The organism is Nocardioides sp. BGA-UO-ETr-FS32 (genome assembly GCF_059567905.1).
Genome location: NZ_JCAQOX010000015.1, coordinates 167,566 through 194,005, shown reverse-complemented (window position 1 = coordinate 194,005; position 26,440 = coordinate 167,566). Strand labels below are relative to the sequence as shown.

Annotated in this window: 24 protein-coding genes; 5 read left to right on the top strand and 19 right to left on the bottom strand. The window is 71.3% G+C overall.

Going from position 1 to position 26,440, the window contains the following annotated elements; translation table 11 throughout:
• Positions 1-2: 2 nt before the first annotated feature.
• The 5 genes from AC57BS_RS14440 to AC57BS_RS14420 all read right to left on the bottom strand — a co-directional run bounded on the left by AC57BS_RS14440 (position 3) and on the right by AC57BS_RS14420 (position 5,706).
• Positions 3-848, bottom strand: a complete 846-nt coding sequence (locus AC57BS_RS14440) for an FAD binding domain-containing protein (RefSeq protein ID WP_496412143.1) — start codon at positions 846-848, stop codon at positions 3-5.
• The gene (locus AC57BS_RS14435) at positions 845-3,307 is read right to left on the bottom strand and encodes a xanthine dehydrogenase family protein molybdopterin-binding subunit (RefSeq protein WP_496412142.1); all 2,463 of its coding nucleotides are present in this window, start codon (positions 3,305-3,307) and stop codon (positions 845-847) included. The genes AC57BS_RS14440 and AC57BS_RS14435 overlap by 4 nt, the downstream gene beginning before the upstream one ends.
• Positions 3,304-3,777 (bottom strand): (2Fe-2S)-binding protein, encoded by a 474-nt coding sequence (locus tag AC57BS_RS14430; RefSeq protein WP_496412141.1) that lies wholly within the window; start codon positions 3,775-3,777, stop codon positions 3,304-3,306. Before AC57BS_RS14430 ends, AC57BS_RS14435 begins: the two co-directional genes overlap by 4 nt.
• Before the next feature lie 88 nt (positions 3,778-3,865).
• Positions 3,866-4,483 (bottom strand): hypothetical protein, encoded by a 618-nt coding sequence (locus AC57BS_RS14425; protein ID WP_496412140.1) that lies wholly within the window; start codon positions 4,481-4,483, stop codon positions 3,866-3,868.
• Positions 4,480-5,706: an AfsR/SARP family transcriptional regulator gene (locus AC57BS_RS14420; RefSeq protein ID WP_496412139.1), complete on the bottom strand. Its 1,227-nt coding sequence runs from the start codon at positions 5,704-5,706 to the stop codon at positions 4,480-4,482. The genes AC57BS_RS14425 and AC57BS_RS14420 overlap by 4 nt, the downstream gene beginning before the upstream one ends.
• Positions 5,707-6,059: 353 nt before the next feature.
• On the opposite strand from AC57BS_RS14420, the gene AC57BS_RS14415 reads away from it, so the two are divergent.
• Complete coding sequence (locus AC57BS_RS14415) at positions 6,060-7,502, top strand: HNH endonuclease signature motif containing protein (RefSeq protein WP_496412138.1); 1,443 nt, start codon at positions 6,060-6,062, stop codon at positions 7,500-7,502.
• 81 nt (positions 7,503-7,583) lie between these two features.
• Here AC57BS_RS14415 and AC57BS_RS14410 read toward each other — a convergent pair whose 3' ends face one another.
• The 6 genes from AC57BS_RS14410 to AC57BS_RS14385 form a co-directional block, all read right to left on the bottom strand.
• Positions 7,584-7,877, bottom strand: a complete 294-nt coding sequence (locus AC57BS_RS14410) for a hypothetical protein (protein ID WP_496412751.1) — start codon at positions 7,875-7,877, stop codon at positions 7,584-7,586.
• 173 nt (positions 7,878-8,050) lie between these two features.
• Complete coding sequence (locus tag AC57BS_RS14405) at positions 8,051-8,950, bottom strand: exonuclease/endonuclease/phosphatase family protein (RefSeq protein ID WP_496412137.1); 900 nt, start codon at positions 8,948-8,950, stop codon at positions 8,051-8,053.
• Positions 8,951-9,047: 97 nt separating this feature from the next.
• Positions 9,048-10,181, bottom strand: a complete 1,134-nt coding sequence (locus AC57BS_RS14400) for an XdhC family protein (protein ID WP_496412136.1) — start codon at positions 10,179-10,181, stop codon at positions 9,048-9,050.
• The gene (locus AC57BS_RS14395) at positions 10,174-11,301 is read right to left on the bottom strand and encodes a vWA domain-containing protein (RefSeq protein ID WP_496412135.1); all 1,128 of its coding nucleotides are present in this window, start codon (positions 11,299-11,301) and stop codon (positions 10,174-10,176) included. Before AC57BS_RS14395 ends, AC57BS_RS14400 begins: the two co-directional genes overlap by 8 nt.
• The gene (locus AC57BS_RS14390; protein WP_496412134.1) at positions 11,298-12,173 is read right to left on the bottom strand and encodes an AAA family ATPase; all 876 of its coding nucleotides are present in this window, start codon (positions 12,171-12,173) and stop codon (positions 11,298-11,300) included. The genes AC57BS_RS14395 and AC57BS_RS14390 overlap by 4 nt, the downstream gene beginning before the upstream one ends.
• Before the next feature lie 74 nt (positions 12,174-12,247).
• Positions 12,248-12,793: a nucleotidyltransferase family protein gene (locus AC57BS_RS14385; protein ID WP_496412133.1), complete on the bottom strand. Its 546-nt coding sequence runs from the start codon at positions 12,791-12,793 to the stop codon at positions 12,248-12,250.
• Positions 12,794-12,941: 148 nt separating this feature from the next.
• On the opposite strand from AC57BS_RS14385, the gene AC57BS_RS14380 reads away from it, so the two are divergent.
• Entirely contained in the window at positions 12,942-13,661 is a 720-nt protein-coding gene (locus AC57BS_RS14380) for a DsbA family protein (protein ID WP_496412132.1), read from the top strand.
• A complete protein-coding gene (locus tag AC57BS_RS14375) occupies positions 13,658-14,305 on the top strand; it encodes a vitamin K epoxide reductase family protein (protein ID WP_496412131.1) in 648 nt (215 codons plus the stop codon). The genes AC57BS_RS14380 and AC57BS_RS14375 overlap by 4 nt, the downstream gene beginning before the upstream one ends.
• A gap of 30 nt (positions 14,306-14,335) precedes the next feature.
• On the opposite strand, the gene AC57BS_RS14370 is transcribed toward AC57BS_RS14375, so the two are convergent.
• Genes AC57BS_RS14370 through AC57BS_RS14345 form a run of 6 tightly spaced genes read right to left on the bottom strand, consistent with a single transcriptional unit; the run spans position 14,336 to position 21,946 of the window.
• Entirely contained in the window at positions 14,336-14,692 is a 357-nt protein-coding gene (locus AC57BS_RS14370; protein WP_496412130.1) for a cupin domain-containing protein, read from the bottom strand.
• Complete coding sequence (locus AC57BS_RS14365) at positions 14,689-15,171, bottom strand: CBS domain-containing protein (RefSeq protein WP_496412129.1); 483 nt, start codon at positions 15,169-15,171, stop codon at positions 14,689-14,691. The genes AC57BS_RS14370 and AC57BS_RS14365 overlap by 4 nt, the downstream gene beginning before the upstream one ends.
• On the bottom strand, positions 15,168-15,899 hold the full coding sequence (narI, locus tag AC57BS_RS14360; RefSeq protein ID WP_496412128.1) for a respiratory nitrate reductase subunit gamma: 732 nt from the start codon (positions 15,897-15,899) through the stop codon (positions 15,168-15,170). The genes AC57BS_RS14365 and narI overlap by 4 nt, the downstream gene beginning before the upstream one ends.
• Entirely contained in the window at positions 15,896-16,594 is a 699-nt protein-coding gene (gene narJ / locus AC57BS_RS14355) for a nitrate reductase molybdenum cofactor assembly chaperone (protein ID WP_496412127.1), read from the bottom strand. Before narJ ends, narI begins: the two co-directional genes overlap by 4 nt.
• Positions 16,594-18,246, bottom strand: coding sequence for a nitrate reductase subunit beta (narH, locus tag AC57BS_RS14350; RefSeq protein WP_496412126.1), 1,653 nt, complete (start codon positions 18,244-18,246; stop codon positions 16,594-16,596). Before narH ends, narJ begins: the two co-directional genes overlap by 1 nt.
• A 1-nt stretch (position 18,247) precedes the next feature.
• Entirely contained in the window at positions 18,248-21,946 is a 3,699-nt protein-coding gene (locus AC57BS_RS14345) for a nitrate reductase subunit alpha (RefSeq protein ID WP_496412125.1), read from the bottom strand.
• A gap of 221 nt (positions 21,947-22,167) precedes the next feature.
• Between AC57BS_RS14345 and AC57BS_RS14340 the strand changes: the two genes are divergently transcribed.
• Complete coding sequence (locus tag AC57BS_RS14340; protein ID WP_496412124.1) at positions 22,168-23,511, top strand: MFS transporter; 1,344 nt, start codon at positions 22,168-22,170, stop codon at positions 23,509-23,511.
• 10 nt (positions 23,512-23,521) lie between these two features.
• Complete coding sequence (locus AC57BS_RS14335) at positions 23,522-24,916, top strand: MFS transporter (protein WP_496412123.1); 1,395 nt, start codon at positions 23,522-23,524, stop codon at positions 24,914-24,916.
• Positions 24,917-24,929: 13 nt separating this feature from the next.
• Here AC57BS_RS14335 and AC57BS_RS14330 read toward each other — a convergent pair whose 3' ends face one another.
• Both AC57BS_RS14330 and AC57BS_RS14325 read right to left on the bottom strand, forming a co-directional pair.
• On the bottom strand, positions 24,930-25,427 hold the full coding sequence (locus AC57BS_RS14330; RefSeq protein WP_496412122.1) for a hypothetical protein: 498 nt from the start codon (positions 25,425-25,427) through the stop codon (positions 24,930-24,932).
• Positions 25,428-25,524: 97 nt separating this feature from the next.
• On the bottom strand, positions 25,525-26,214 hold the full coding sequence (locus AC57BS_RS14325) for a hypothetical protein (RefSeq protein ID WP_496412121.1): 690 nt from the start codon (positions 26,212-26,214) through the stop codon (positions 25,525-25,527).
• Between the last annotated feature and the right edge of the window lie 226 nt (positions 26,215-26,440).

The window sequence follows — 26,440 nt, the reverse complement described above, 5'->3', positions numbered from 1 at the left end:
CCCTACACCCCCGCGGCCTTGAGGACGGCCCGTCCGGTGAGGACCCGGGCGAGGTGCTGCCGGTAGTCGGCCGCGCCGTTGAGGTCCGAGGGCGGGTTGGTGCCGTCGGCGGCGAGGTCCGCGGCGGCGCGTACGCCGTCCTCGGTCGCGCTGGCGCCGGCCAATGCCTGCTCGCTGGCGGTGGCCCGCAGGGGCGTCGAGCCCATGTTGGTCAGACCGATGCGCGCCTCGTCGATCGAGCCCTTCACGGTGGCGGCGACGGCCACGATCGGCCACTGGTGCGCGACGCGGACGAACTTCTCGTAGTGGGCGCCCCAGCCGGTGTGCTTGGGGATGCGCACCTCGGTGAGGATCTCGTCGTCGCCGATCGCGGTCTCGAAGAGGTCGACGAAGAAGTCGGACGCCTCGACCGTACGCGCCCCGCCGGGCCCGGCGATCACGAACTGGGCGCCGAGCGCGAGCGCGGGTGCACCGAGGTCGCCCGCGGGGTCGGCGTGGGCGAGCGCCCCGCCGAACGTGCCGCGGTGCCGGATCTGCGAGTCGGCCACCTCGGCCGCCGCCTTGGAGAGCAGCAGCGCGTGCTCCTTGACGAGACCGTCGTCGCGCACGTCGTGGTGGGTGGTCATCGCGCCGATCACGATGGCGTCGCCGTCGTCGCGGATGCCCCGCAGCGAGGAGATGCCGCCGAGGTCGATGACGACCTCGGGGGCGTTGAGGCGCATCCGCAGCACCGGCAGCAGGCTCTGCCCGCCGGCGAGGATCTTCGCGTCGTCGCCGTGCTGGCCGAGCGCCGAGATGGCCTCCTCGACCGACGTGGGTGCGAGGTAGTCGAACTTCACCGGGATCACTGGCCTGCTCCTTCGTCCTGGTTGAGGGCGCCTTCCTCGAAGTGCGGCATCGCCGTCTCCGGGGTCGGTGCGTCACCGTCGCCCGCGTGGATCGCCCGCCACACGCGCTCGGGCGTGCAGGGCATCTGGATGTCGTGGACGCCGAGGTGGCGTACGGCGTCGACGACGGCGTTGACGACCGCCGGCGTCGAGGCGATGGTGCCGGCCTCGCCGACGCCCTTGGTGCCCAGCGTGTTGGTCGTGCACACGCTCGGCTCGTCGGTGTGCACGACGTCGAAGGAGATCGTGTCGGCCGACGTCGGGAGCAGGTAGTCGACGAACGACCCGCTCACGAGCGTGCCGGCCTCGTCGTGCACGGCCTCCTCCCACAGCGCCTGCGCGATGCCCTGCACCAGTCCGCCGTGGACCTGACCAGCCACGATCAGCGGGTTGATGATGACCCCGATGTCGTCGCAGCAGGTGTACTTCCGCATCTTCACCGCACCGGTCTCGGTGTCGACCTCCATCGCGCACAGGTGCGTGCCGTGGGGGTAGTTGAAGTTGACGGGGTCGTACGTCGCGTCGGCATCGAGGCTGGGCTCCATGTCCTCGGGATAGTTGTGCGCCGCGAACGCCGCGGTGGAGAGCTCCTGGATGGTCACGCCCTGGTCGGTGCCGCGGACGCTGAACCGCCCGGCGGTGTAGTCGAGGTCGTCGGCGTTGGCCTCGAGCAGGTGCGCGGCGAGGTGCTTGGCCTTCTCGATCACCTTGTCGACCGCGCGGACGAGCGCCTCGCCGCCGACCACCAGTGACCGCGAGCCGTAGGTGTCGAGGCCCTTGTGCGCGATCTGGGTGTCGCCGTGCAGCACCTCGACGTCCTCGAACGGCACCCCGAGCCGGTCGGCGACGATCTGGCTGAACGCCGTCTCGTGGCCCTGGCCGTGCGCGCTGGCGCCGGTGACGATCTCGACCTTGCCGGTGGCCAGCATCCGTACGCTCGCGTGCTCCCAGCCGCCTGCGCCGTAGTCGAGGCTGCCGAGCACCCGGCTCGGCGCGAGGCCGCACATCTCGGTGAAGGTCGAGACGCCGATGCCCAGCTGGACGCGGTCGCCACGCTCGCGGCGCTCCTTCTGCTCGGCGCGCAGCGCGTCGTAGCCGAAGGACTCCTTGGCCTTGGCCGTGGCGGCCTCGTAGTTGCCGGTGTCGTACTCGAGCCCGGCGACGGTCGTGAACGGGAACTCCTCGTGCGTGATCCAGTTGCGCTCACGGATCTCGAGCGGGTCCACCCCCACCTCGGCGGCCAGCTCGTCCATCAGCCGCTCGATGGCGTACGTCGCCTCGGGACGCCCGGCACCACGGTAGGCGTCGGTGAAGGTCGTGTTGGTGAGCACGGTCTGGCACTCGAAGCGGTAGGAGGGGAACTTGTAGATCGCGTTGAACATGAAGGCGCCGAGGACGGGGACACCGCCGCCGACGATCGCGATGTAGGCGCCCAGGTCGGCGTCGAGGTGCACCTTGAAGCCGGTGACCTTGCCCTCCTTGTCGGCCGCGAGGGTCAGCGTCTGCACCTGGTCGCGGCCGTGGTGGGCCGCCAGCAGGCTCTCGCTGCGGGTCTCGGTGTACTTCACCGGCTTGGAGAGCCGGCGCGCGACGGCCCAGGCGATCCACTCCTCCGGGGTCGTCTGGAGCTTGCCGCCGAAGCCACCACCGACGTCAGGCGCGATGACCCGGATCTTGGACTCGGGCACGCCGGTGGTCGCCGCCAGGGCGAACCTCAGGATGTGCGGGATCTGGGTCGCGGACCACATCGTGATCTGCTTGCCGGTGGGGTCCACCACGACGCTGCGCGGCTCCATGAACGCGGGGATGAGCCGCTGCTGGCGGTACTCCCGCTCGATGACGATGCCGTTGGCGCGGGCCTCCTCGATCGCGGCCTCGACGTCGCCGCCGGTGCCGGCGTCGCTGGAGTCGAAGACCCACAGGGCCGACTTGTTGGTGCCGAGGTCGGGGTGCGCGAGGACCTGGTCCTCGAGGGCGTTCTTGATGCCGACGACGGCGGGCAGCTCCTCGTACTCGACGTCGACGAGCTCGGCGGCGTCACGCGCCTCGGCTGCGCTGCGCGCCACGACCACGGCGACGACCTCACCGGCGAAGGCCACGCGGTCGGACGGCATCGGCGAGTGGGTCGGGGTCTTCTGGTCCGGCGTGATCGGCCAGGCGTTGATGCACACGCCGAGCTCGTCGCCGAAGTCCTTGCCGCTCAGCACGGCGACCACGTTGGGGGAGGCCTTGGCGGCCTCGACGTCGACCGAGGTGATGGTGGCGTGGGCGAAGGGGCTGCGCACCATGGCCAGGTGCAGCATGCCGGGCAGGGTGATGTTGTCGGTCCAGCGCGTACGACCGGTGATCAGCCGCTGGTCCTCCTTGCGGCGCCGGTCCTTGCCGATCTCCGCGGCGGGACGGTCCTGGGTGGCGGTCATGCCTTGGCTCCTTCAGCTGCGTGGAGCACGCTCTTCACGATGTTGTGATAGCCGGTGCAGCGGCAGAGGTTGCCCTCCATGCCGAGCCGCACCTCCTCCTCGGTCGGGTCCGGGTTCTCGGCGAGCAGGTCGACGGCCTGCATGATCATCCCCGGGGTGCAGAAGCCGCACTGCAGGCCGTGGCACTCGCGGAACGCCTCCTGGACGGGGTGCAGCTCACCCTCGGCGGCGTCGGCGAGCCCCTCGATCGTGGTCACGGTGCGCCCGTTGGCCTGCACGGCGAGCACGTTGCACGACTTCACGCTCGTGCCGTCGAGGTGGACGGTGCAGGCGCCGCAGTTCGAGGTGTCGCACCCGATCACGGTTCCGGTCTTGCCGAGCTTCTCGCGCAGGTACTGCACGAGCAGCATCCGGGGCTCGACGTCGTCGGAGACCGCAGCCCCGTCGACGGTGAGTTCGATCTTCGTCATCTGGCCGCTCCAGTGTGAGGTGGGTCACTCCTGGTGCCGAACCTAGGTCGGACTGGTTGGCGAACGGTTGGGGGCGGGGTCGACCGGCTCAGACCACCTCGCCGCCAGCCCGCATGCTGTCGGCGATCTTCCTGGCCGCGCCGCTGACCTGGTGGGTGTGCAACCCCTCGTCGGGGCCGGCGGTGTGGGCGACGATCGAGGTGGACACCACCTCGCGGAAGGCCAGCGCGATGCCCATGGAGATCCGGTCGTGGCCCGTCTCGTCCACCGACCGGCACGTCGTACGCAGCCGCCGCGCGTCGCCACGCACCTGCCCGCACCGGATCTGCTCGTCACCTGCCCCCTCGAGCGTGCCCGTGATCATGCGGACCATGTCCTTGGGGACCAGCCGGAGCCGCAGCCCGACGTCCTCGAGCACCACCACCAGCTCGGTGCGACCGGCCTGGTGCGCATAGGTGTAGGTCGGGAACCGGTGTCCGGCCACGACCTGCTCACCCTCGACCGGCGTCGCCGCCACGGGGAAGTCGAACCGGATTCCCGTGCCCTCGTCGACCACTGTCTCCCAGGGCCCGGCGTCGGGGGCCTCGCTGGACCGCGTCACGGGCTCGGGAGCCGGTTCCTGACGATCGCCGCCGCACGCCGTCAGCACCGCGAGCGCGGTCACGAGCGCGGCAACGGACGCGGTCGCGCTCCGCAGGTCGGTCATCCGCCGGAGGCGGCCAGCTTGCCCTTGAGCAGCGGCGCGACCGGGTGGTGGACCGGCAGTGCCGCGAGGCACGCCTCGACCACGGCGGTGTCGTAGGGCGCGAGCTCGCTGTAGCGGAGCACCGCGTCGGCGTCGGGGTTGGCGAGCAGGGCCTCGCGCACGCTCACCGCGAGGTAGTCACCCATCTGCACCAGCGCGGGCGAGTCGGTGCCGGGCAGCAGGTCGCCGCCGTACGCCCGCACGGCCGCGCGTACGTCGCCGCGGCGCAGCAGCCGCTGGACCTCCTCGACGTCGGTGGCGACCGGCATCGTGAGGCGGTAGGGGCGCGAGGACAGCTGTCCGGCCAGGGCGGCCCGCAGGTGCGAGACCTCCGCCTTGAGGGTCGAGGTGGTCACCGACGAGTCGCCGTAGAGCAGCGAGTGCAGGTGCTCGACCGACAGGCCCGCCGGGTGCATGGCGAGCAGGGCGAGGATCTCGGTCTGGCGGCGGTTGAGCAGGAGCCGTTGCCCGTCGAGCCACACCTCGGCGGTGCCGAGCAGGGTCAGGGTGAGCCCGGGCTCGGTGGGGCCGGCGTCGCCGGCGAGGGTCGTACGCCGGTCGGCCGGCAGGGCGCCCTCGATCAGCCGGGCCATCACGCGCGCGGTGGCGAGCCCGATCGGGTGGGTGCGGTCCCACGTGGTCGACAGGTCGATGACCCCCAGCGAGCGTCCGGTCACCGGGTCGAACACCGGGGCCGCCCAGCACACCCAGTTGTGCACGACCTCGGCGTAGTGCTCGGCGCTGAACACCATCGCCGGCCGCGCGGTCCGGCCCGCGATCGCCAGCGCGTTGGTGCCGACGCTCTGCTCGTCCCAGCGGCCGCCGGGCACGAAGTTGACCGTCTCGGCCTTGCGACGCATGACCCGGCCGCCGTAGGTCCACAGGATCCGGGTCTGGTCGTCGGTCACCGCGATCACCAGGTCGCCGTCCTCGGCCGTGCGCCGCAGCTCGTCCTGGACGCGCTCGACGGCGGTCTGGAGCGGTGACTGCCTCCAGAAGTCGGCCGTGTCGCCCTCGTCGGCGAGCGGCGCGTGGGTCACCGTCGGCGACACGACGCCCGACAGCTCCCAGCTGCGCAGGATCTCGGGCCGCACCGCGGTGGCGCCGCCCTCCCCCTCCTCGACGAAGCGCGTCCAGGCGCGCACGGCACTCACGCGGCGGGCGTGCAGGTCCTCACTGGTCATGACGGCTCCTGGTGGGTCATCGCAAACCTAGCCCGCGTGTGATGACCGCAACAGGGATTCTGTGTCGCTCCTCCCCCTCTGTGGTCGAGTGGCCCGCTTCGCTTCGGTGGTCGAGTAGCCCGCGAGGCACGAGCGGGCGCATCGAGACCTCGTCCTGGCGGTCAAGGACTCGCCTCACTTCGCTGGTCGAGTAGCCCGCGAGGCACGAGTGGGCGTATCGAGACCCCGGTTCCGGTGGTTGAGGTGCGAGCGCAGCGAGCCTCGAAACCACTCCGAGATCGTCTGGCCTGCAACCATCAGAGCCGTGGCCACCGTCGCGGCCACTGTCGGTGGGTTTCCGTAGGATCGAACACATGATCGACGGACTGGCAGCCGGGGCACGAGGGGTCGCAGACGACCTCTCGGCCGCCGACGTGCTGTCAGCGATCCGCGACCGCAAGGCCACCGAGGACCGGGCCGCAGCCGACCAGCTCGTGCTTGCCGCCCGGTGGGCGGACCTGCACCCGCCGGAGTCGATCCACGACGCCGCCTCGTTCACGGTCCCTGGGTGCGAGCACGAAGAGCCCATCGCCGGCGACGGTGCACCCTTGGTCGCGGAGTTCTGCGTCGCCGAGCTCGGCACCACCCTCGGGATCTCGACCACGGCGGCGAAGAAGCTCATCGGCCACGCCCTCGAGCTGCGCCACCGCCTCCCCCGACTGTGGGACCAGGTCCACACCGGCCAGGTACCCGCGTGGCGGGCCCGTGTCGTCGCGGACACCACCATCCACTCCTCACCCGCCCTGACTCGCGAGGCGGCCGGGTTCGTCGACTCCCAGGTCGCCGCCGTCGCCGGACGCATCGGCACCGCACAGCTCGACCGGCTCGTCGCCGAGACCATCAAGCGCTACGACCTCGCCACCGCCGACCCCACGAAGGACCCCGAGGACGGCTACCTCGCCGTCGACCCCCGCCACGTCACCGTCAACAAGGACGACGTCCACTACGCCGGCACCCTGCACCTGGAAGCCGACCTCGACATCGCCGACGCCCTCGACCTCGACCGCGCCGTCGCCCACCACGCCGCCACGCAGAAGGCACTCGGATCGCAGCTGTCGCTCGACGCACGACGCGCCAAGGCCCTCGGTGAGCTCGCCCGGACGCAGACCGCGCTCGACCTCGCCTTCCAGGACGGTGCAGCCCAGACCGACGCAGCCCTGGCCGACGTCGACGCAGCCAACGACGAGCCGAACCTGCCTGCTGCTCGCGAGGTCGTGATCCACGCCCACTTCGACGCCAGCTTCTCCGGCGACACCACGGTCTTCGGGCCCACCGGACGGATGGAGAACGGCCAGCGCCTCGTCCTGCTCGACCAGATCAAGTCGTGGTGCGCCGACTCGCGCACCGAGGTCACGATCAAGCCGGTCATCGACCTCAACGCCCAGCTGACCGCGCAGGGGTACGAGATCCCCGACCGGATCCGCGAGCAGATCATTCTCCGGGATCGCACGTGTGTCTTCCCGCACTGCACGCGCCCGGCCCGCGGCTGCGACGTCGACCACGTCGTCGCGTACGACCACGACGCCAACGCCGAGGGCAGACCCCAGCCCGGTCCGACACGCACCAACAACCTCGCCTGCCTGTGCCGCTTCCACCACCGACTCAAGACCCACTCCCCCTGGCGCTACGCGATGGTCGAGAACGGGGTGTTCGAGTGGACCTCACCCTACGGCCACCGCTACCGCCGCGACCACACCGGCACCACCGCGATCGATCCACCCGCCCCACCGGGCATCCCGCGACCCCGCCGACGATGACCCTGCCCCACACCTCGCCCTCCATCTGACGGCGGGGCCAACAGGCACGTCCTGACCTGAAGGGCGGGACAGCAGCCGCGATCAGTGCGGCGGCTGTGATGCACCTGGTGCGTCACAGGCACCGCACAACTGAGCCGAAGCAGACGGGCCAGGCTCAGTGACCGGGTCTGCCGCGACCCGTGCGTCCGCTCGTGCCCGATGAGCCGGCTGGTCGTTGCGACTGATCGGCTGCGACCTGGACGGCGCTGACCGCGTGACCAGGAACGCATGCATGTCGAGAGTGGGGTCGCTGACCGTCATCGGGATGGGTCCGGGGTCCTGGACGTGGACCCCGAGCTCTTCGAGACATTCCCGCGTGACGGCCTGGTGGGGCAGCTCGTTCGGCTCGACATGTCCGCCGACGAGGTCCCAGCAGTTGGGATACCACGACGTGATGCATGGCGGTGCACCAGGAGCACGAGGCCGTCGCGCACGAGTGCAGCGATTGCGAGCGGGATCCGGGCGGCCACTCGCAGGACGCTAGTCGTAGAGGGCCATGCCCAGCCCGCTCAGCGCTTGCGCGTGAAGGTGGCGACGATCCCGGGGTGGTCGGTGACCAGGTGGCGGTAGGACCGGAAGGAGTCGATGCGGAACCGCGAGTCGCGCTCGCCCATCACGTAGTCGATCCCCGACCCACCCTTGCGGCCGCTGTAGTTGGTCTCCAGCCGCAGCGGCCTGGTGATCCGGCCCTTGACGAGGTGGTCGGTGGTGTCGCGGTTCTCGGTGACGTTGCAGTCGCACATCGCGACGAACTGGTGCTCCTCAGGCGCGTTCTCCTTGAGCGCGCGCACCCGGGCGGCCATCCGCCACATCGCCTCGACCCCCTGGCGGTTGGCGTAGTTGGGCCCGCCCGAGCGGCGGTTGTGCAGGTGGTTGGGCAGGTGGAAGCTCACGGCGCGGATGACGTGGCCGCTCGCACGGTGCCGGAGCACCGCCACCACGCCGTACTGGTCGTGGGCGACCCGACCGGAGTAGCGCCGCCAGGTCCGGCCGGTGAGGAGGGCGGACCAGGACTTCTCGAGATTCCAGACGTCCTTGTCGAAGGCGATCGGGTTGTCGTCCGTGCCGGTCGGGCCGCTGGGCATCAGCAGGGTCCACGACTTCGGCAGGGACGCGCGCAGCGCGGGCCGGCTGAAGAGGCGCTCCTGGAAGCCGATGACGGAGGCGCCACCGTCGAGGACCCGCCCGATGTCGTGCCGCATGCCCGCGACCCGCATCCCCTTGCGCAGGTTGAGCGTCGCCACGCTGAAACGCCCGGCGGGCCCGGTGGCCCGATCCTGCGACCGGCTCTCGTCGCGAACGTCCACTGCCGAGGCGCCCGGCGTCAGGACGGCGAGCAGCAGGACGACCGCGACGATCAGAGCGGTCGATCGGGCACGGCGACGGGGCGGCGCAGCAGGCAAAAGCATTGGAGGACCCTAGGTTGCCCCACCCGCACGGGCCAACTCGGGCCGACGTGGGCCGGCTCGGACCGATCCGTCGTCAGGACCAGCCGCCGCCGACCGGTCAGTCGTCGTGGTGGATCCGACCCTGCGTCGTGGCCAGCCGCTCCCCCGACCCGCCCCACTGCCGGGCCACGATCTCGGCCGCGATCGACACGGCCGTCTCCTCGGGCGTACGGGCGCCGAGGTCGAGGCCGATGGGCGAGGACAGCAGGGACACCTCGTCCTCGGTGAGGCCCGCCTCGACGAGCCGCGCGAGCCGTTCGTCGTGGGTGCGACGGGACCCCATCGCCCCGATGTAGCCCGGGCGTACGTCGTCGTCGAGGCGCAGCGCGACCTCGAGCAGCGGGACGTCGAACTTCGGGTCGTGGGTCAGCACGGCGAGCACGGTGCGCCGGTCGATGCGGCCCGCGTCGAGCTCGGCCTGCAGGTAGCGGTGCGGCCAGTCGACGACGACCTCGTCGGCGCCGGGGAAGCGGGAGGTGGTCGCGAAGACGGGCCGCGCGTCGCACACGGTGACGTGGTAGCCGAGGAACGAGCCGACCTTGGCCACGGCGGCGGCGAAGTCGATCGCGCCGAAGACCAGCATGCGCGGCTTGGGCGCGAAGCCCCAGACGAAGACGCGCATCCCCTCGCCGCGGCGCTCACCGTCCGGGCCGTAGGTGAGGGTGGCGTTGGTGCCGGCGGCCAGCAGGCCGAGCGCGTCGTCGTGGACGGCGGCGTCGGCGCGCGGCGAGCCGAGGCTGCCGTCCGCCGGGACGTCCGGGCGGATCACCATCCGGCGTCCGACCCAGGCGGGGTCCGGGTGCTCGATGACGGTGGCCAGCGCGACGGGGCGTCCGGCCTCGATGTCGGCGGCCACCTCGCCCAGCTGGGGAAAGGTCTCACGGGAGACCTGCTCGACGAAGACGTCGAGGATGCCGCCGCAGGTGAGGCCGACCGCGAAGGCGTCGTCGTCGGAGACCCCGTAGCGCTCGAGCACCGGCTCCCCGGAAGCCACGACCGACTGGGCGAGCTCGTAGACCGCGCCCTCGACGCAGCCGCCCGACACCGATCCCACGGCCGTCTCGTCGGGGCCGACCAGCATCGAGGCGCCGGCCGGGCGGGGCGCGGAGCGGAAGGTCGCGACGACGGTCCCGACGCCGATCGTCTCGCCGGAATCCCACCACTGCATCAGCTCGGGCAGCACGTCACGCACGGGAGATCACCTCGGTCAGGTCGGCGAAGGTCGCCAGCGAGTGGCCGGCGAGGAAGTCGTCGCAGTGCGGGAGGGCGGCCACCACCCCGCCCTGGAGCGGCTCGTAGCCGGCCTTGCCGCGATGCGGGTTGACCCACACCACGCGGTGCGCGACCCGCTTGAGCCGGGCCATCTGCTCGCCGAGGAGCTCGGCGTCGCCGCGCTCCCACCCGTCGCTGAAGACCACCACGACGGCACCGCGCGCCATGCCGCGCTGGCCCCACCGGTCGAGGAACACCCGCAGTGTCTCGCCCAGCCGGGTGCCGCCCGACCAGTCCGGCACGACCTCGCCGGCGGCGACGATGGCGCGGTCCGCGTCGCGCGAGCGCAGGGCGCGGGTGACGTGGGTCAGCCGGGTGCCGATCGTGAAGGTCTCGACCGTGCCGCCGACCCCGCGCGCCGACTGGGTCAGCCGGTGGGCGAGGCGCAGCAGCGCGTCGGCGTACGGGCTCATCGACCCGCTGACGTCGACCAGCAGCACCACCCGGCGCGGGCGGGTGCCGCGCCGGCGCCACGCGATCTCGCCGGGCTCGCCGAGGTGGCGCAGGGAGTTGCGCAGGGTCCGCGAGGCGTCGAGCTCCCCGCGGTGCCAGCGCCGGTGCCGGGCCGTACGCCGGACGGGCGGGCGCAGCGACAGGCGGACGAACATCGAGGCCAGGCGCCGCTTCTCCGCCGCGTCGAGAGTCGCCACGTCGCGGTGCTTGAGCACCTCCGCCTCCGAGGCCTTCGCCCGGACGAGGTCCTCCTCCCCCGCCTCGTCGCCGCCACCGGCGCCCTCGGCGTCGGGCAGCAGGTGCGCGGTGGAGGGCCGCGAGGCCTCGCGCGGCTGCGCCCGCGGCAGGCCGTCGCGCGGGTCGAACCACGCGGCGAAGACCTGGTCGTGGCGGGCCAGGTCGTCCGGCGAGCCGCAGAGGGTCGCGCGGCCGGCCCAGTAGGTCGCCTGGCGGTCGTCGGCCCCCACGGCCGCCACCGCGGCCAGGAAGCCGTAGGCCCGGTCCTGGGTGACGGGGACGCCGGCGGCGCGCAGCGCGCGGGTGAAGCCGAGCAGCACCTCGTCGGCCTCGTGGAGCACGGCGTTCATCGCGACAACATCCGGTCCAGGGCGGCCTTCACCCGGTCGGCATCCTCGCGGTACTTCAGCAGGGCGCCGAGGGTGGCCGCGGCGGAGGCCAGGTCGAGCTCGACGGTCCCGAGGTAGGTGAGGGCGCGCGCCCAGTCGAGGGTCTCGGCGACGCCGGGCGGCTTGAGCAGGTCGTCGCGCTGGCGCAGCTGCTGGACGAGCCCGACCACCTGCCGGGCCAGCGTCTCGCTGACCTCGGGTGCCCGCGAGCGGACGATCTCCACCTCGCGCTCGAGGCCCGGGTGGTCGATCCAGTGGTAGAGGCAGCGGCGCTTGAGCGCGTCGTGCAGCTCACGGGTGCGGTTGGAGGTCAGCACCACCAGCGGCGGCTCCGGCGCGGTGACCGTGCCGAACTCCGGGATCGTCACCTGCCACGTCGACAGCACCTCCAGCAGGAACGCCTCGAACTCGTCGTCGGCCCGGTCGACCTCGTCGACCAGCAGCACCGCCGGCGCCTGCCGCAGCGCGGCGAGGACCGGTCGCGAGAGCAGGAATCGCTCGTCGTAGAGGCTCTTCTCGGCCTCGTCGGAGTCGACCTCCCCGGCCGCCTCGAGCGCCCTGAGGTGCAGGATCTGCCGGGGGAAGTCCCAGTCGTAGAGCGCCTGGCTGGCGTCGATCCCCTCGTAGCACTGGAGGCGCACGAGCGGCAGGTCCAGGCTCTGGGCCAGCGCCTCGGCCAGCGCGGTCTTGCCCGTGCCCGGCTCGCCCTCGAGCAGCAGCGGGCGCTGCATCCGCGAGGCCAGGAACACGACGGTCGCCAGCTCCTCGTCGGCGAGGTAGCCGGTCGCGCCCAGCCGGGCGGCCACGTCTGCAGCGGAGTCCATGCCTTGCATGCCGTCAGGCTACGACCCGGCACGTTGGTCGCACGTTGGACCGGGCCTCGGACCGGACGCCGGACCGGACGCCGTCAGCGGTGATCCACGTCGGTCCCGGTCGCGAGGTCCCCGCACTCGACCAGCTCGACGTCGTGGGTCGCGAGGTAGTCGCGGGCCCCGCGATCACCCGTCGCGGCGTCGACGACGCCCGCCCAGTGGTCGCGCCCGAGGAGCACCGGGTGCCCCGGCACCCCGCCGTACGCCGCCCGCGCGAGGGTCGCGCGCCCGTGCGCCGCGTCGAGCACCCGGGCCACGACGGCCGCGTCGACGTCGGGGAGGTCGACCAGCGAGACGAGCACTGCGTCGTGGTCGGTGTACGTCAGCGCCTCGAGCCCCACGCGCAGCGACGCTCCCATCCCCTCGGCCCAGTCGTCGCAGCGGATCCGCGACACCGACATCGGCAGCAGCGCCGCCGCCCGTCCGGCCTCGGCCCCGAGCACCACCACGATCTCCTCGCACGGTTGCAGGGCGTGCACCGACCGGAGCAGCCACGAGGTGCCGTCGGCGTCGCGGGCCAGGGCCTTGGGACCACCGAAACGGCTCCCCGCCCCTGCGGCCAGCAGCAGTCCGACGGTCATGCACCCACCGTACGGCCCGGCGGCGACGTGCGGTCGGGACCTTGGGCCCGCGACCTCGGGCCGTTGGACCGCGGCGTCCGCGGCGCGGACCTTGAAGGCTGGCGACACACGATCGCCACGATCGCCATCCCGCACGCAAGGAACCCGCATGAGCACACGCACGCAGTCCACGCGACCCTCGGCCACGCGCTACCGCGTGGCCCGATGGGTGGGCATCGGCGTCCTCGTCGCCCTGGTGGTCGCCGTCATCGCGGTCGTGGTCCGGGACCCGGCCGAGACGGACCGTGCCCCGCGCGCCGCGGACGGCGAGGTCGTCGCGCCCAGCGGGCTGGGCCCGGAGGGCTCGATCGCCATCGGGGAGGGGCCGGTGACCGTCACGATCTACTTCGACTACCTGTGCCCGGCATGCGGTGCGTTCGAGCAGGCGAACGGCGAGACGCTCCAGCAGCTGCTCGTGGCCGAGGACGTCACGGTGGACCTCCGCCCCATCGCCTTCCTGGACCGCCTGTCCGAGGGCACCGAGTACTCCACCCGCTCCGCCAACGCGCTGGCGACGGTGGTGGACGCCGACCCTGACCACGCCTGGTCGTTCCACCGCGCGCTGTACGCCCACCAGCCCCCCGAGGGCGCGGAGGGGCTGACGGACGACCAGCTCGCCGGCATCGCTCGCGACGTCGGGGTGCCGTCGGAGGTGGCGGCGCTCTTCGCGGAGGGTCGTCACGAGGGATGGGTGGCCCAGCAGACCGCCCGGGCCTTCGCCAGCGGCGTCGAGGGGACGCCCACGATCCTGGTCGACGGGAAGCCGTTCGCGGGTGACCCCTACGAGGCCGGGTCGCTGGCGTCCGTCGCCGGGCAGGCGGCACCGTGACCCTGCAGACGGCCCGGAGGGGCGCCGACGGCGCGAGGACGACACCGGGGCCCGCTCGGTCGAGGGTCCGCGGCGCGTGGCTCGCGATGCTCTTCTGGTCGGCGGCCAGCCTCACCGCGTCCTTCGTGCTGGCCGCGGAGGCCGTCACCCTCGCCGGCAACCAGGACGCGGTCTTCGGCTGCGACATCAACGCCGTCGTCAGCTGCGGCACGGTGGGCAGCTCCTGGCAGGCGTCGGTCTTCGGCTTCCCGAACGCGTTCCTCGGCCTGGTCAGCGAGCCCGTCGTGCTGACCCTCGCGGCCGCCGGTCTCACCGGCGTACGCCTCCCGCGCTGGATGATGCTGACCGCGCAGGTGGGCTACACGCTGGGGCTCGCACTGGCGTACTGGCTGCTCCACCAGGCGATCTTCCACATCGGCGCGGTGTGCCCGTGGTGCCTGCTGGTGACCGTGGCCACCACCTTCGTGTTCGTCGAGATGACCCGCATCAACGTGCTGGAGGGCAACCTGCCCCTGCCACCGGCGGCACGCCGGTTCCTCGAGGAGGTCATCCGCCACCGGCTCGACCTGCTGGCGACCGCGGTGTGGTTGTGCGGGATCCTCCTGCTCCTCGTCACGCGGTACGGCAGCGCGCTGTTCGGCTGACCTGCCGCGGGCGACGTCCGTACGGCCGGGTCAGGCTCCCGGCACGCCGTGCAGGGCGACGGTCAGCAGGACGGCCGCGTCCTCGAGGGCCTCGAGGTCGTGCCGGGTCGGCGGGATCACCACGTGGTCCCCGGCTTCGCCGTTCCAGGTCTCGTCACCGGCATGGAGCCGGACGCTGCCGCGCAGCACCTGCAGCGTCGCCTCGCCGGGGCTCTCGTGCTCACCCAGTCGGCGGTGCGCGGCGAGGGCGATGAGCGTCTGGCGGAGCACGTGACCCTGTCCGCCGTGGAGGGTCCGGGCGCTGCGACCTGCGCTGTTGCTGCGCGCCTCCGCCAGGTGCTCGTCCACCAGCGCGACCAGGGACGTGCTGTTCATCGTGGTGCTCATCGTGCTGCTCCGTGATCTGTCGTGGTGGCCAGGGCGCGGGACGTGATGTCGGCGTCGGAGCAGAAACCTGCTCCCGAGCTCTTGAGGCACAGCAGGCCGAGGAGGGTGCCGTCCGCGTCCGTGACGGCCAGGCGACGCAGCCCCCTCCGGACGAGGAGCTCCCGCAGCGGTGCCACCGGCACGTCGGGGACCGTGGTCCGCCCGGACAGCGTCGACCACGACAGGGCCGGTCCGTCCCCGGGCGCGCTCGGTGGCAGGTCTGCCCGGACCAGGGTCCCCACGAGCGTCGCACCCCGGGTCAGGAGCACCATGTGGACGTGGTCGTCGGCCAGCACGGACCGTGCGTCGTCGACCGATGCCGACGCCGCCAGCACCTTCGGGCGGGTGGCCATCACGTCACGGACCATGTGCTGCCGGATCCGCGCCCGACCACGTGCGAGGTCGAGCACGGCGTCGTCGCCGGCACAGGGGTGCCTCACCGCGAGACCTGGTCCCAGCCCCGTCGCGGCGCGGCGTTGCCGAGGGGGCGGTCGTCGCGGGAGCGGTAGACGATGTAGGGCCGGGTGACGTAGCCCAGGGGCGCGGAGAACACGTGCACCAGCCGCGTGAAGGGCCACAGCGCGAAGAGCCCGAACGCGACGAGCGCGTGGAGCTGGAAGCCGATCGGCGCCTCGGCCATCAGGTCCGCCTCGGGCTGGAACGCCAGGAACGAGCGGAACCAGACCGACACCCCCTCGCGGTAGTTGTACTCGCCGCCCAGGCTGAAGATCGAGCCCGCGATGGTGTTCCACATGCCCAGCACGATGGCGGCGGCCAGGAAGGCGTACATCACCTTGTCCATCACCGTGGTGGCCGAGAAGACCGGACCGACGGTGCGGCGACGGTAGATGAGGATGCTCATGCCCACCAGCGCCATGAAGCCCGCGATGAGCCCGCCGATGACGGCGCCGTAGTGGTAGAGGTGGTCGTCGACGCCCACCGCCGCGGTCCACGAGCGCGGGATGAGCAGTCCGATCACGTGGCCCCCGACGACGCCGAGCATGCCGAAGTGGAACAGCGGCGAGCCCAGGCGCAGCAGCCGGTCCTCGTAGAGCTGGGAGGACCTCGTGGTCCAGCCGAACTTGTCGTAGCGGTAGCGCCACACGTGCCCGACGACGAACACCGCCAGGCACAGGTAGGGGACGATGACCCAGAGGAAGACGTTCACCGGGGGGCTCCTACGGGGATGGTGGCGGACGAGATGAGGGCGGGGCCGGTGGCCAGCGCCGGGTCGGCGCCGTAGCCGGACAGGCCGACCTCCTCGGCCGGCGGGCCCTGCTCGACGAGGCGGCGTACGGCGTCGGCCTCCTCCCCCTTGAGCGTGGGGAGCGTGCCGCACAAGGCGGTCAGGGCCGCCGCCCAGGGTGAGCCCGTGGTGCCGTCGTCGTTGCGCCAGCCCGTCAGCGCCAGACGCAGCATCTCGACGCCCGCGCGGTAGTCGTTGAGCAGGCGCCAGGCGACGTCGGCATCGACCGTCGCCCCGAGCTGGAGGACGGCGCACAGGTGGTCGGGCAGCTCGCCGAGCTCCTCGGCCCACTCCACCCCCGCGCGGCGGTAGGCCTCCTTGAACTCCACCAGGGCGGCTCCGCGCCGGCGGGTGTCGCCGTAGGCGAAGTAGGTGAGGTAGAGAGCGCACTTGCGCGTGAGGTCGAACGTGGCGACGTACTCCTGCTGGAGCTCGGTCAGCCCGACGCTCCGCATGTGCGCGAAGAGCCCGAGCAGCTCGGCGTTGCCGGGGACCAGCGCCTCGAGGTCGTCGAGGGACGCCACGAGCTCCTCGGTCGGGTAGTCCAGGACCGCCGAGCACACCGCCCAGGTGCGCATCGTGTCGGCCGGGACGGTGCGGGCCCTGCGGCCGAACATCAGGCACCTCCCTCGTCGCGGGGCGGGAAGAGCCCCTCGGGGGTGCCCTTGCCGTCCCAGTTGAGCAGGTTCACGCGCGAGGACTTGTCGCTGGGAGAGGCGAGCGTGTCGGAGGTCTGCCGGTCCTGGAGCATCCGGAAGTTCTCGACCGCGACCGGGGTCGGATATCCCGAGCCCTCGCCGAAGAGGTCCTGCTGGCCGCCGCCGTAGTCGGAGACGGCGCACTCGGTGGCCAGCTCCTCGAGGGCGTGCGCCTGCTCGGCGTGGGCCGTGGGGATGACGTAGCGCTCGGAGTACTTCGCGATCGCGAGCAGGCGGAACATCTCGTACATCTCCTCCCCCGTCATCCCGACCGCAGCCGGGATGGACTCGTCGGGGTCGCGACCGAGGTTGATGTCGCGCATGTAGGAGCGCATGGCCGCCAGCTTCTTGAGCACCTTGTCGACGGGCTCGGTGTCGCCGGCGGTGAAGAGGTTGGCGAGGTACTCGACCGGGATGCGGAGGGTGTCGATGGCGGCGAACAGGTTGCCCCGGTCCTCGGCGTCCTCCCCCGTGTCGCGGACCACGTCGACCACCGGCGAGAGCGGCGGGATGTACCAGACCATCGGCATCGTGCGGTACTCCGGGTGCAGCGGCAGGGCCACCTCGTACCGGTTGATCAGCGCCCAGACGGGCGACTTCTTCGCCGCCTCCACCCAGTCACCCGGGATCCCGGCCTGCTCGGCGGCGCGCTGGACCTCGGGGTCCTCGGGGTCGAGGAAGCACGCCCGCTGCGCGTCGTACAGCGCGTGCTCGTCCTCGATCGAGGCCGCCTCCAGCACCTTGTCGGCGTCGTAGAGCACCAAACCGATGTAGCGCAGCCGGCCGACGCACGTCTCGGAGCAGACGGTCGGGATGCCGACCTCGATGCGGGGGTAGCAGAAGGTGCACTTCTCGGCCTTGCCGGTCTTGTGGTTGAAGTAGATCTTCTTGTAGGGGCACCCGGACACGCACATGCGCCAGCCGCGGCACCGGTCCTGGTCGACCAGGACGATGCCGTCCTCCTCGCGCTTGTAGATCGCACCGCTGGGGCAGGACGCGGCGCACGACGGGTTGAGGCAGTGCTCGCAGATGCGGGGCAGGTAGAACATGAAGGTCTGCTCGAACTCGAGCTTCACCTTGTCCTCGATGCCCTTCAGCATCACGTCACGCGCCGCGTGCTCCTGCGATCCGCCGAGGTCGTCGTCCCAGTTGGCCGACCACTCGACGTTCATGTCCTTGCCCGAGATCAGGCTCTTGGGCCGCGCCACCGGGAAGGTATCGGTCTGCGGCGAGTTGAGCAGGGTCTCGTAGTCGTAGGTCCACGGCTCGTAGTAGTCGTTGATCGAGGGCAGCTTGGGGTTGGAGAAGATCGTGAGCAGCTTCTTCCACCGGCCGCCGGCCCGGAGCTCCAGGCGACCGTTGGGCTTGCGGATCCACCCGCCCTGCCACTCGTCCTGGTCCTCGTAGGTCCGGGGGTAGCCGAGGCCGGGCCGGGTCTCGACGTTGTTGAACCAGACGTACTCCGTGCCGGCGCGGTTGGTCCACGCCTGCTTGCAGGTCACCGAGCAGGTGTGGCACCCGATGCACTTGTCGAGGTTCATCACCATCGCCATCTGGGCCATGACGCGCATCTCAGTACTCCACCTTCGCGGTCCGCTTGCGGATCATCGTGACTTCGTCCCGGTTGTTGCCGATGGGACCGATGTAGTTGAAGAAGTAGGCCAGCTGGGCGTAGCCGCCGACGATGTGGTTGGGCTTGAGCAGGATGCGCGTGAGGCTGTTGTGGATGCCGCCGCGCTTGCCGTCGCGCTCGGTCAGCGGGACGTCGATGAGGCGGTCCTGGGCGTGGTGCATGTAGACCGTCCCCTCGGGCATCCGGTGGCTGACGATGGCCCGGGCCGCGACGACGCCGTTGCGGTTGACCATCTCGATCCAGTCGTTGTCCTTGATCCCGATCTTGGCCGCGTCGCGGTCCGAGACCCACACCGACTGGCCGCCGCGCGACAGCGACAACATGAACAGGTTGTCCTGGTACTCGGAGTGGATGGACCACTTGTTGTGCGGGGTGAGGTAGCGCACCGAGACACCGAGCTCGTTCTGCTCGCCGATGGGCGCCTCCCCGAACAGGTCGGTCATGTTGAGGGGCGGTCGGTAGACGGGCAGCATCTCGCCCATCCCGATGAACCAGTCGTGGTCGACGTAGAACTGCTGCCGGCCGGTGAGCGTGTGGAAGGGCTTCTTGCGCTCGATGTTGATGGTGAACGGGCTGTAGCGGCGCCCGCCGGACTCCGAGCCCGACCACTCGGGCGAGGTGATCACCGGCACCGGTGCCACCTGGGTGTCGGCGAAGGTGATCTGCTTGCCCTCGTGCTCGGCGGCGAGGTCGGCGAGCTCGGTGCCGGTGCGCTTCTCCAGGAACCGGAAGCCCTGGGTGGCGAGGTGGCCGTTGGAGACCCCGGCGAGGTGCAGCATCGCGTCGGCCATCTGCACGTCGGTCTCGACCTTGGGCTGGCCGTCGCCGGCCCCGCCACGCGCGACGCCGTTGCGGGTGCGGAGGATGTCGATCTCGCGCTTCACGTCGTAGGCCACGCCCTTGGTCAGCATCCCGACGCGCTCCATCAGGGGGCCGATCGAGGTCATCTTCTCGTAGATCGCGGTGTAGTCCCGCTCGGCCACGGCGATCACCGGCATGGTCTTGCCCGGGATCGGCTCGACCTCACCGGTCTTCCAGTCCTTGACGACGCCGTGCTCGGTGGCCATCGCCTCCGGGGTGTCGTGCCACAGCGGCTTGGCCACCACGTCCTTGCGGGTGCCGAGGTGGTCGACGGCGAGCTCGGAGAACCGCCGCGCGATGACCTTCCACGTGTCCCAGTCGGACTTCGTCTCCCACGGCGGCGAGATGGCGGGGTTGAAGGAGTGCACGAAGGGGTGCATGTCGGTCGTGGAGAGGTCGTGCTTCTCGTACCAGGTCGCCGCCGGCAGCACCACGTCGCTGAAGATCGTCGACGAGGTCATCCGGAAGTCGATCGTGGTCAGCAGGTCGAGCCGGCCCTCGGCCGCCTTGTCCGGCCACTCGACGTCGCGCGGGCGCTGGTCCGGCGGCGCCTCCACGGCGGTCGCGGCCGAGTCGGTGCCGAGCAGGTGGCGCAGGAAGTACTCGTTGCCCTTGGCCGAGGAGCCCAGCAGGTTGGAGCGCCACAGCGACAGGATCCGGGGGTGGTTGTCCTCGTGCTCGGGGTCCTCCACCGCGAAGCGGAGCGCGCCCTCCTTGAGCTGCTGGGCGACGTACGCCGGCGCGTCCATGCCGGCGGCCTCGGCGTCGTCGGCGAGCTGGAGGCTGCTGCGGTCGAAGGTCGGGTAGGACGGCGACCACCCGAGGCGTACGGACTGGGCCAGCAGGTCCATGACCGACTTCCCGGCGAAGACGCCCGTCCCGGCGTCGAGGTCGTCGGCGCTGAACGTGTCGTAGCGGTACTGGGAGGTGTTCACGTACCAGTAGGCCGTCTGGTTCATGTGCCGCGGCGGGCGGTGCCAGTCCAGGGCGAAGGCCATGTGCTGGAAGCCCATGATCGGGCGGATCTTCTCCTGCCCGACGTAGTGGGCCCAGCCGCCGCCGTTGCGACCCTGGGTGCCGGTGATCGTGGTCAGCAGCAGGATCGCGCGGTAGATCTGGTCGGAGTGGAACCAGTGGTTGACCCCCGCGCCGAGCAGGATCATCCCGCGGCCCTCGGTGTCGATCGCGTTCTGCGCCCACTCGCGCGCCAGGCGGGTCACCTGCCGGGCCGGGACACCGGTGTGCTGCTCCTGCCACGCGGGCGTGGCGGGGATCGCGGGGTCGTCGTAGCCGTACGGGTCCGCCTCGTCGGCGCGCGGCCACGCGCCCGGGAGCCCGGGACGGGCCACGCCGTACTGCGCCAGCAGCAGGTCGAGGACGGTGGTGACGAGGCGGTCGCCCACGCGGGCGACCGGAACCCCGCGCCGCTCGAAGGCGACCTTGCCGTCGGCGGCGTCGAACCGGGGCAGCTCGACCTCGACCGACTCGCGGGTGCCGCCCTCGTGGTCGAGGTACATGGTCAGCGCGGGGTCGATGTCGCCGAGCTCGAGGTTCCACCTGCCCAGGCCCTCGTCGCCGTAGCGGTCGCCGATGGAGCCGTGCGGGATGCGGACCTCGCCGGTGGCGGCGTCGATGACCGCCGGCTTCCACATCGCGTTCTCGCTGGTGCCGCCGAGGTCCCCCTCAACCAGGAACTTGCCGGGACGGTAGGTGCCGTCTGCGGAGGCCTCGAGTGAGACGAGGTGGGGCAGGTCCGTGTACTGCTTGGTGTAGTCGGCGAAGAACGGCGTCGTGGTGTCGACGAAGAACTCCTTGAGCACGACGTGCCCCATCGCCATCGCGAGCGCGCCGTCGGTGCCCGGCGCCGGGGTGACCCACTCGTCAGCGAACTTCACGTTCTCGGCGTAGTCGGGCGCGACGGCGATGACCTTCTGACCGCGGTAGCGCGCCTCGGTCATCCAGTGGGCGTCGGGCGTACGGGTCATCGGGACGTTGGAGCCCCACATCATCAGGTAGCCCGCGTCCCACCAGTCGCCCGACTCCGGGACGTCGGTCTGGTCGCCGAACATCTGCGGCGAGGCGTTGGGCAGGTCGGCGTACCAGTCGTAGAAGGAGAGCATCGGGGCCCCGATGAGCTCGAGGAACCGCGACCCGGAGGCGTACGAGACCGGCGACATGGCGGGGATCGGGGAGAAGCCCGCGATCCGGTCGGGACCCCACCGCTTGACGGTGTAGACGTGCGCGGCCGCGACGATCTCGGCCACCTCGTCCCAGCTCGCCCGGACGAGCCCGCCCTTGCCGCGGGCCGACTTGTAGGCCCGCGCCTTCTCCGGATCCTGCACGATCGAGCCCCAGGCGACCACGGGGTCGCCGCACTGGCGCTTGGCGGCGCGGAACAGCTCGAGGAGCACGCCGCGGACGTAGGGGTAGCGCACGCGGGTCGGGCTGTAGGTGTACCAGCTGAACGCGGCACCGCGCGGGCACCCGCGGGGCTCGTACTCCGGGCGGTCGGCGCCGGCGCTGGGGTAGTCGGTCTGCTGCGCCTCCCACGTGATGATGCCGTCCTTGACGTAGACCTTCCACGAGCACGAGCCCGTGCAGTTCACGCCGTGCGTGCTGCGGACGACCTTGTCGTGGCTCCAGCGCTCCCGGTAGAAGACGTCACCCTCCCGGCCGCCGCTCTTGTGCACCGTGCGGAGGTCGTCGCTCACCTCGGCCTTCGTGAAGAACCGGCGGCTGCCGATCAGGGCGGACGACAGCGGGCTTTCCAGACTCATCGGACCTCCGGGTCGGGCGGTGCGTCAGGTGACGGTGGGCCAGTGGCCCGCCATCCGACCCTAGAGCGACCGGCACCCGGCGGCCACCCCCTCGGGCCGGTTGGAGCACTAGGTCCCCCGCCCCACGGGACCTAGGTCCCCTCCGTTGGCGACGCGGTTCCGAACCGGCCTATTTTCCGCCAAGGTGGGTCCGAGCCCGCCTCGTCCCGAACGGAGTGCAGATGAGCGAGACGACGACCGGCCCCAACCGGGTGCTCTGGCTGTCCACCATCGGATTCACCCTGATGTTCGCGGTGTGGCTGATGTTCGGCATCCTCGGCAAGCCCATCCAGGAGGAGTTCGGGCTGAGCGAGGTCCAGCTGTCCTGGATCGTGGCGGCCGCGGCGCTCAACGGCTCGCTGTGGCGGCTCCCCACCGGCATGATCACCGACCGCATCGGCGGCCGGAAGGTGATGACGTTCCTGCTCGCGGCGACGGCCGTGCCCGCGTACCTGGTCTCGCGCGCCGACTCCTACGTCATGCTGGTGGTGCTGGCCTTCTTCGTCGGCTTCGGCGGCAACTCCTTCTCCGCCGGCATCGCGTGGAACTCCGCGTGGCAGCCCCGCGAGCGCCAGGGCTTCGCGCTGGGCCTCTTCGGGGCGGGCAACGTGGGCGCGTCGGTCACCAAGTTCATCGGCCCGCCGCTGATCGCCGGCACCGCCGGTGCCTCCTACTTCGGCTTCATCGACGGCGGCTGGCGCCTCGTCCCCGTTGTGTACGCCGTCCTGCTGCTGGTCATGGCGGCGCTGATCTGGTTCGGGACGCCCAGCGAGGACCGGGCGCCCGGCACGGGCCAGCCGCTGCGCCAGCAGGTCCGACCGCTGCGCAGCATGCGGGTCTGGCGCTTCAGCCTCTACTACGTGGCCGTGTTCGGGGCGTACGTCGCCCTCGCCGCCTGGTTGCCGACCTACTACATGGACAACTTCGCCGTCTCGCTCCAGACCGCGGCGCTGCTGACGGCGACGTACATCTTCCCCGCGTCCCTGCTGCGTCCGTACGGCGGCCACCTGTCCGACCGCTTCGGCGCCCGGCGGGTCATGTACTGGACGTTCGGCGCGATGCTCGTCGTCACGGGGATCCTGATGATGCCCAACGGGCACATCGTCATCAGCCACCCCGACGGGACGCAGAGCGAGCACCTCGCCTACAGCATCGGCCTGGTGCCGTTCGCCGTGCTCGTCTTCCTGCTCGGGTGCGCGATGGGCGTCGGCAAGGCGGCCGTCTTCAAGCACATCCCGGAGTACTTCCCCGACAACGTGGGCGCCGTCGGTGGCCTGGTGGGGATGCTCGGCGGCCTCGGCGGGTTCTTCCTCCCGCCCCTGTTCGCCTACACCAAGGCGTGGTCCGGGTTCCCCTCGAGCACGTTCTTCGTCCTGTTCGTCCTGACCCTCGTGTGCGCCGTCTGGATGCACTGGACCGTCGTCCACATGCTGCACACCGAGTCCCCGGAGCTCGCCCACCGCCTGGAGAGCCCGTCCGACGACCGCCGACCCGTGCCCGGGTTGGCGTCCGCCCCGACTGCCTGAGGAGGCACCCATGAGCACCCAAGCACCGCGCAGGAGTGGGGAGTGGCTCGACTCCTGGGACCCCGAGAACGAGGAGACCTGGGACGAGCGCCTGGCCTGGAAGACCCTCTGGCTCACCACGTTCGCCCTGTTCCTCGCCTTCGTGGCGTGGTTCCTCCCGAGCGCGCTGATCCCCAAGCTGAATCCCCTGGGCTACAGCTTCAGCACCACCCAGCTCTACTGGATGGCGGCCATGCCCGGCCTCTCCGCAGGCCTCTTCCGGCTCCTGTGGATGGTCCTTCCCCCGATCATGGGCACGCGCAAGATGGTGGCCCTGACCTCCCTGCTGCTGGTGTTCTCCACCCTCGGCTGGGGAGTCCGCGTCCAGGAGCCGACGGCCCCCTACTGGGAGCTGATGGTGCTGGCCTTCCTGGCGGGCATCGGCGGAGGTGCGTTCTCGGGCTTCATGCCGAGCACGTCCTACTTCTTCCCCAAGCGCAAGCAGGGGACGGCGCTGGGCCTCCAGGCCGGCATCGGCAACTTCGGCGTCTCGGCCGTCCAGCTGCTGACCCCGTACCTGATCGGCTTCTCGTGGCTGGCGTTCTTCGGGTCCAACCAGACCATCTCGATGCCCGGCAAGCAGCCGCAGGACGTCTGGTACCAGAACGCCGCGTTCATCTGGATCCCGCTGATGGTGCTGGCCGCTGTGCTCGCGTGGACGATGCTCAAGTCCGTGCCGATCAAGGCCAACATCCGCCAGCAGTTCGACATCTTCGGCAACGTCGACACGTGGCTGATGACCCTGCTCTACATCATGACCTTCGGCACCTTCTCCGGGCTGGCGGCCCAGTTCGGCCTGCTGATGGCGGACCTCTACGGCATCAGCAACCCCGAGATCGTCCAAGGCACAGGAGCCGCCGCGACCGTCCTGATCGAGGGCTACGACGTCCCGGACGTGGTGAAGTTCGTGTTCCTCGGTCCACTGGTCGGCGCCGGCGCGCGCGTGCTGTTCTCCCCGCTCACCGACCGTACGGGCGGTGCGATCTGGACCCTCGTGTCAGGCATCGGGCTGATCTTCTCCATCGCCTTCACCATCCCGGCGCTGACACCGGACACCACGTCGGCCGCGACCCTGGACGCCGGCTTCGACCAGTTCCTGTGGGGCATGCTCGCGATCTTCCTCTTCGCCGGCATCGGCAACGCCTCGACGTTCAAGCAGATGCCGATGATCTTCGAGAAGCGGCAGGCCGGTGGCGTCATCGGCTGGACCGCGGCGATCGCCGCCTTCGGCCCGTTCTTCTTCGGGATCGGTGTCACGACGCTCGGTCCGACCACCTTCTACGCCATCGGGATCGCGTGGGCCGTCATGTGCGTGGCCATCACCTGGGTCCGCTACGCTCGGAAGGGAGCCCCCAAGCCCGGGTGAGGTCGCACCGGGCTCACCCGGCGTACGCCTCCGCGTACAGCGCCTCGAGCTCGGGCGACGTCTCCGCGGTGAAGCCGCAGAGGGTGACGCGGTCGTCGTCGGCACTGACGAGGTAGGTCCTGCCCTCCTGGAAGTCGACGGCCATGAGGAGGTCCTCGAGGGCCTTGCTCGGCGCCTCGACGGTGACCGTCGACGCCTCGTCGCCGGCGTACCAGCGCTCGACGTCGAGGGTGACCGTGCCGTCGGCGATCGACGTCACCGTGCCCTCGAAGGCGGTGTCGAAGGTGGCGAGGATCTCCGCGGACGGCATCGCGCACTTGGCGGTCGCCGACCCGTCGGCGGTCAGGGCGAGGGTCTCGTCCCCCGCGGGGCTCGAGCTGTCGCTCGCGGAGGGGTCGGCGGGCGTCGACGTGTCGTCAGCCGAGCCGCAGCCGGAGACGGCGAGGGCGAGGACTGCTGCGAGGCCCGGGAGCAGGCGGGCGGTGCGGAATCGGCTCTCGTGTCGGCTCATGGCTGGCATCCCTTCGTCAGGCGTGCGTCGGGCGGGTCGGCCCGGGTCGTCCATCACTGGGACGGAACGCGCTCCGGGGAGGTTCCGCCCGACGGCATCACTTCAGCGTCTCGTCGGTGTGGTCATCGCCCACCTCCTCGTCGACGCGGCGCTTGATGCGCCCCATCCCCGGGATCTTGGCGAGCATGTCGTTGAGCTCGCGGGCCACGGTCAGGAGGTCGTGCACGTCGGGCGCCACCGTGCCCAGCGTCGTGAGCACCGGCAACACGTCGCCCTCCACACGCGCGGTCAGCTCGGGGAGGTGGTCGACGAGCTGGACCAGCGCCTTGACCTCGTCGGGATGCGTGGTCTCCGCCAGGGTCTGCAGGGTCGGCTGGAGCGCCGTGAGGGAGGGCTCGAGGCTGTCGATCAGCGCCGCCGCGCGACCCGCCTGGACGGCGGCGCCGCCGACGACGGTGTCCACCCGCTCGATCTGCGTGGCGGCCGCGTCCACGACCGCGCCGACGGACTCGACGCGTGCCGTCGCCGCGTCCACGACCCCGCCCACGCGCGCCACCTCGGCGGTCGCCGCGTCCACGACCGCGCCCACGCGCGCCACCTCGGCGGTCGCCGCGTCGGCAACCACCTCGACCCGGTCGACGATGAGGGACGCCCGTGCGACCAGCGCCTCGGCCTGGTCGAGCAGGGCGAGGACCCGCGGCACGGCCCCCAGCAGGGCCTCGACCTGCTCGCTTCCTCGCTCGAGGGCGGAGAGCACGTCGCGAGGGCCGGGAACGGGGAGGCGCATGCCGCATTCCTACCAGCGCCTCCCCCGGGGTGGGACGTACGCCGACGACGTCATGGCGCCCGGTCGCGCGGGCAGCCCCGCGCCATGACGTACGCCGCGGACGTCATGGCCAGCGGTTGCGGGGACGACCACCGGCCATGACGTACTCCGCGGACGGAGGGGGCCGGAGACGGCAGCAGGGCCCCCGCCGGAGCGGGGGCCCTGCTGGTGGTGCTGGTGGAGCTGG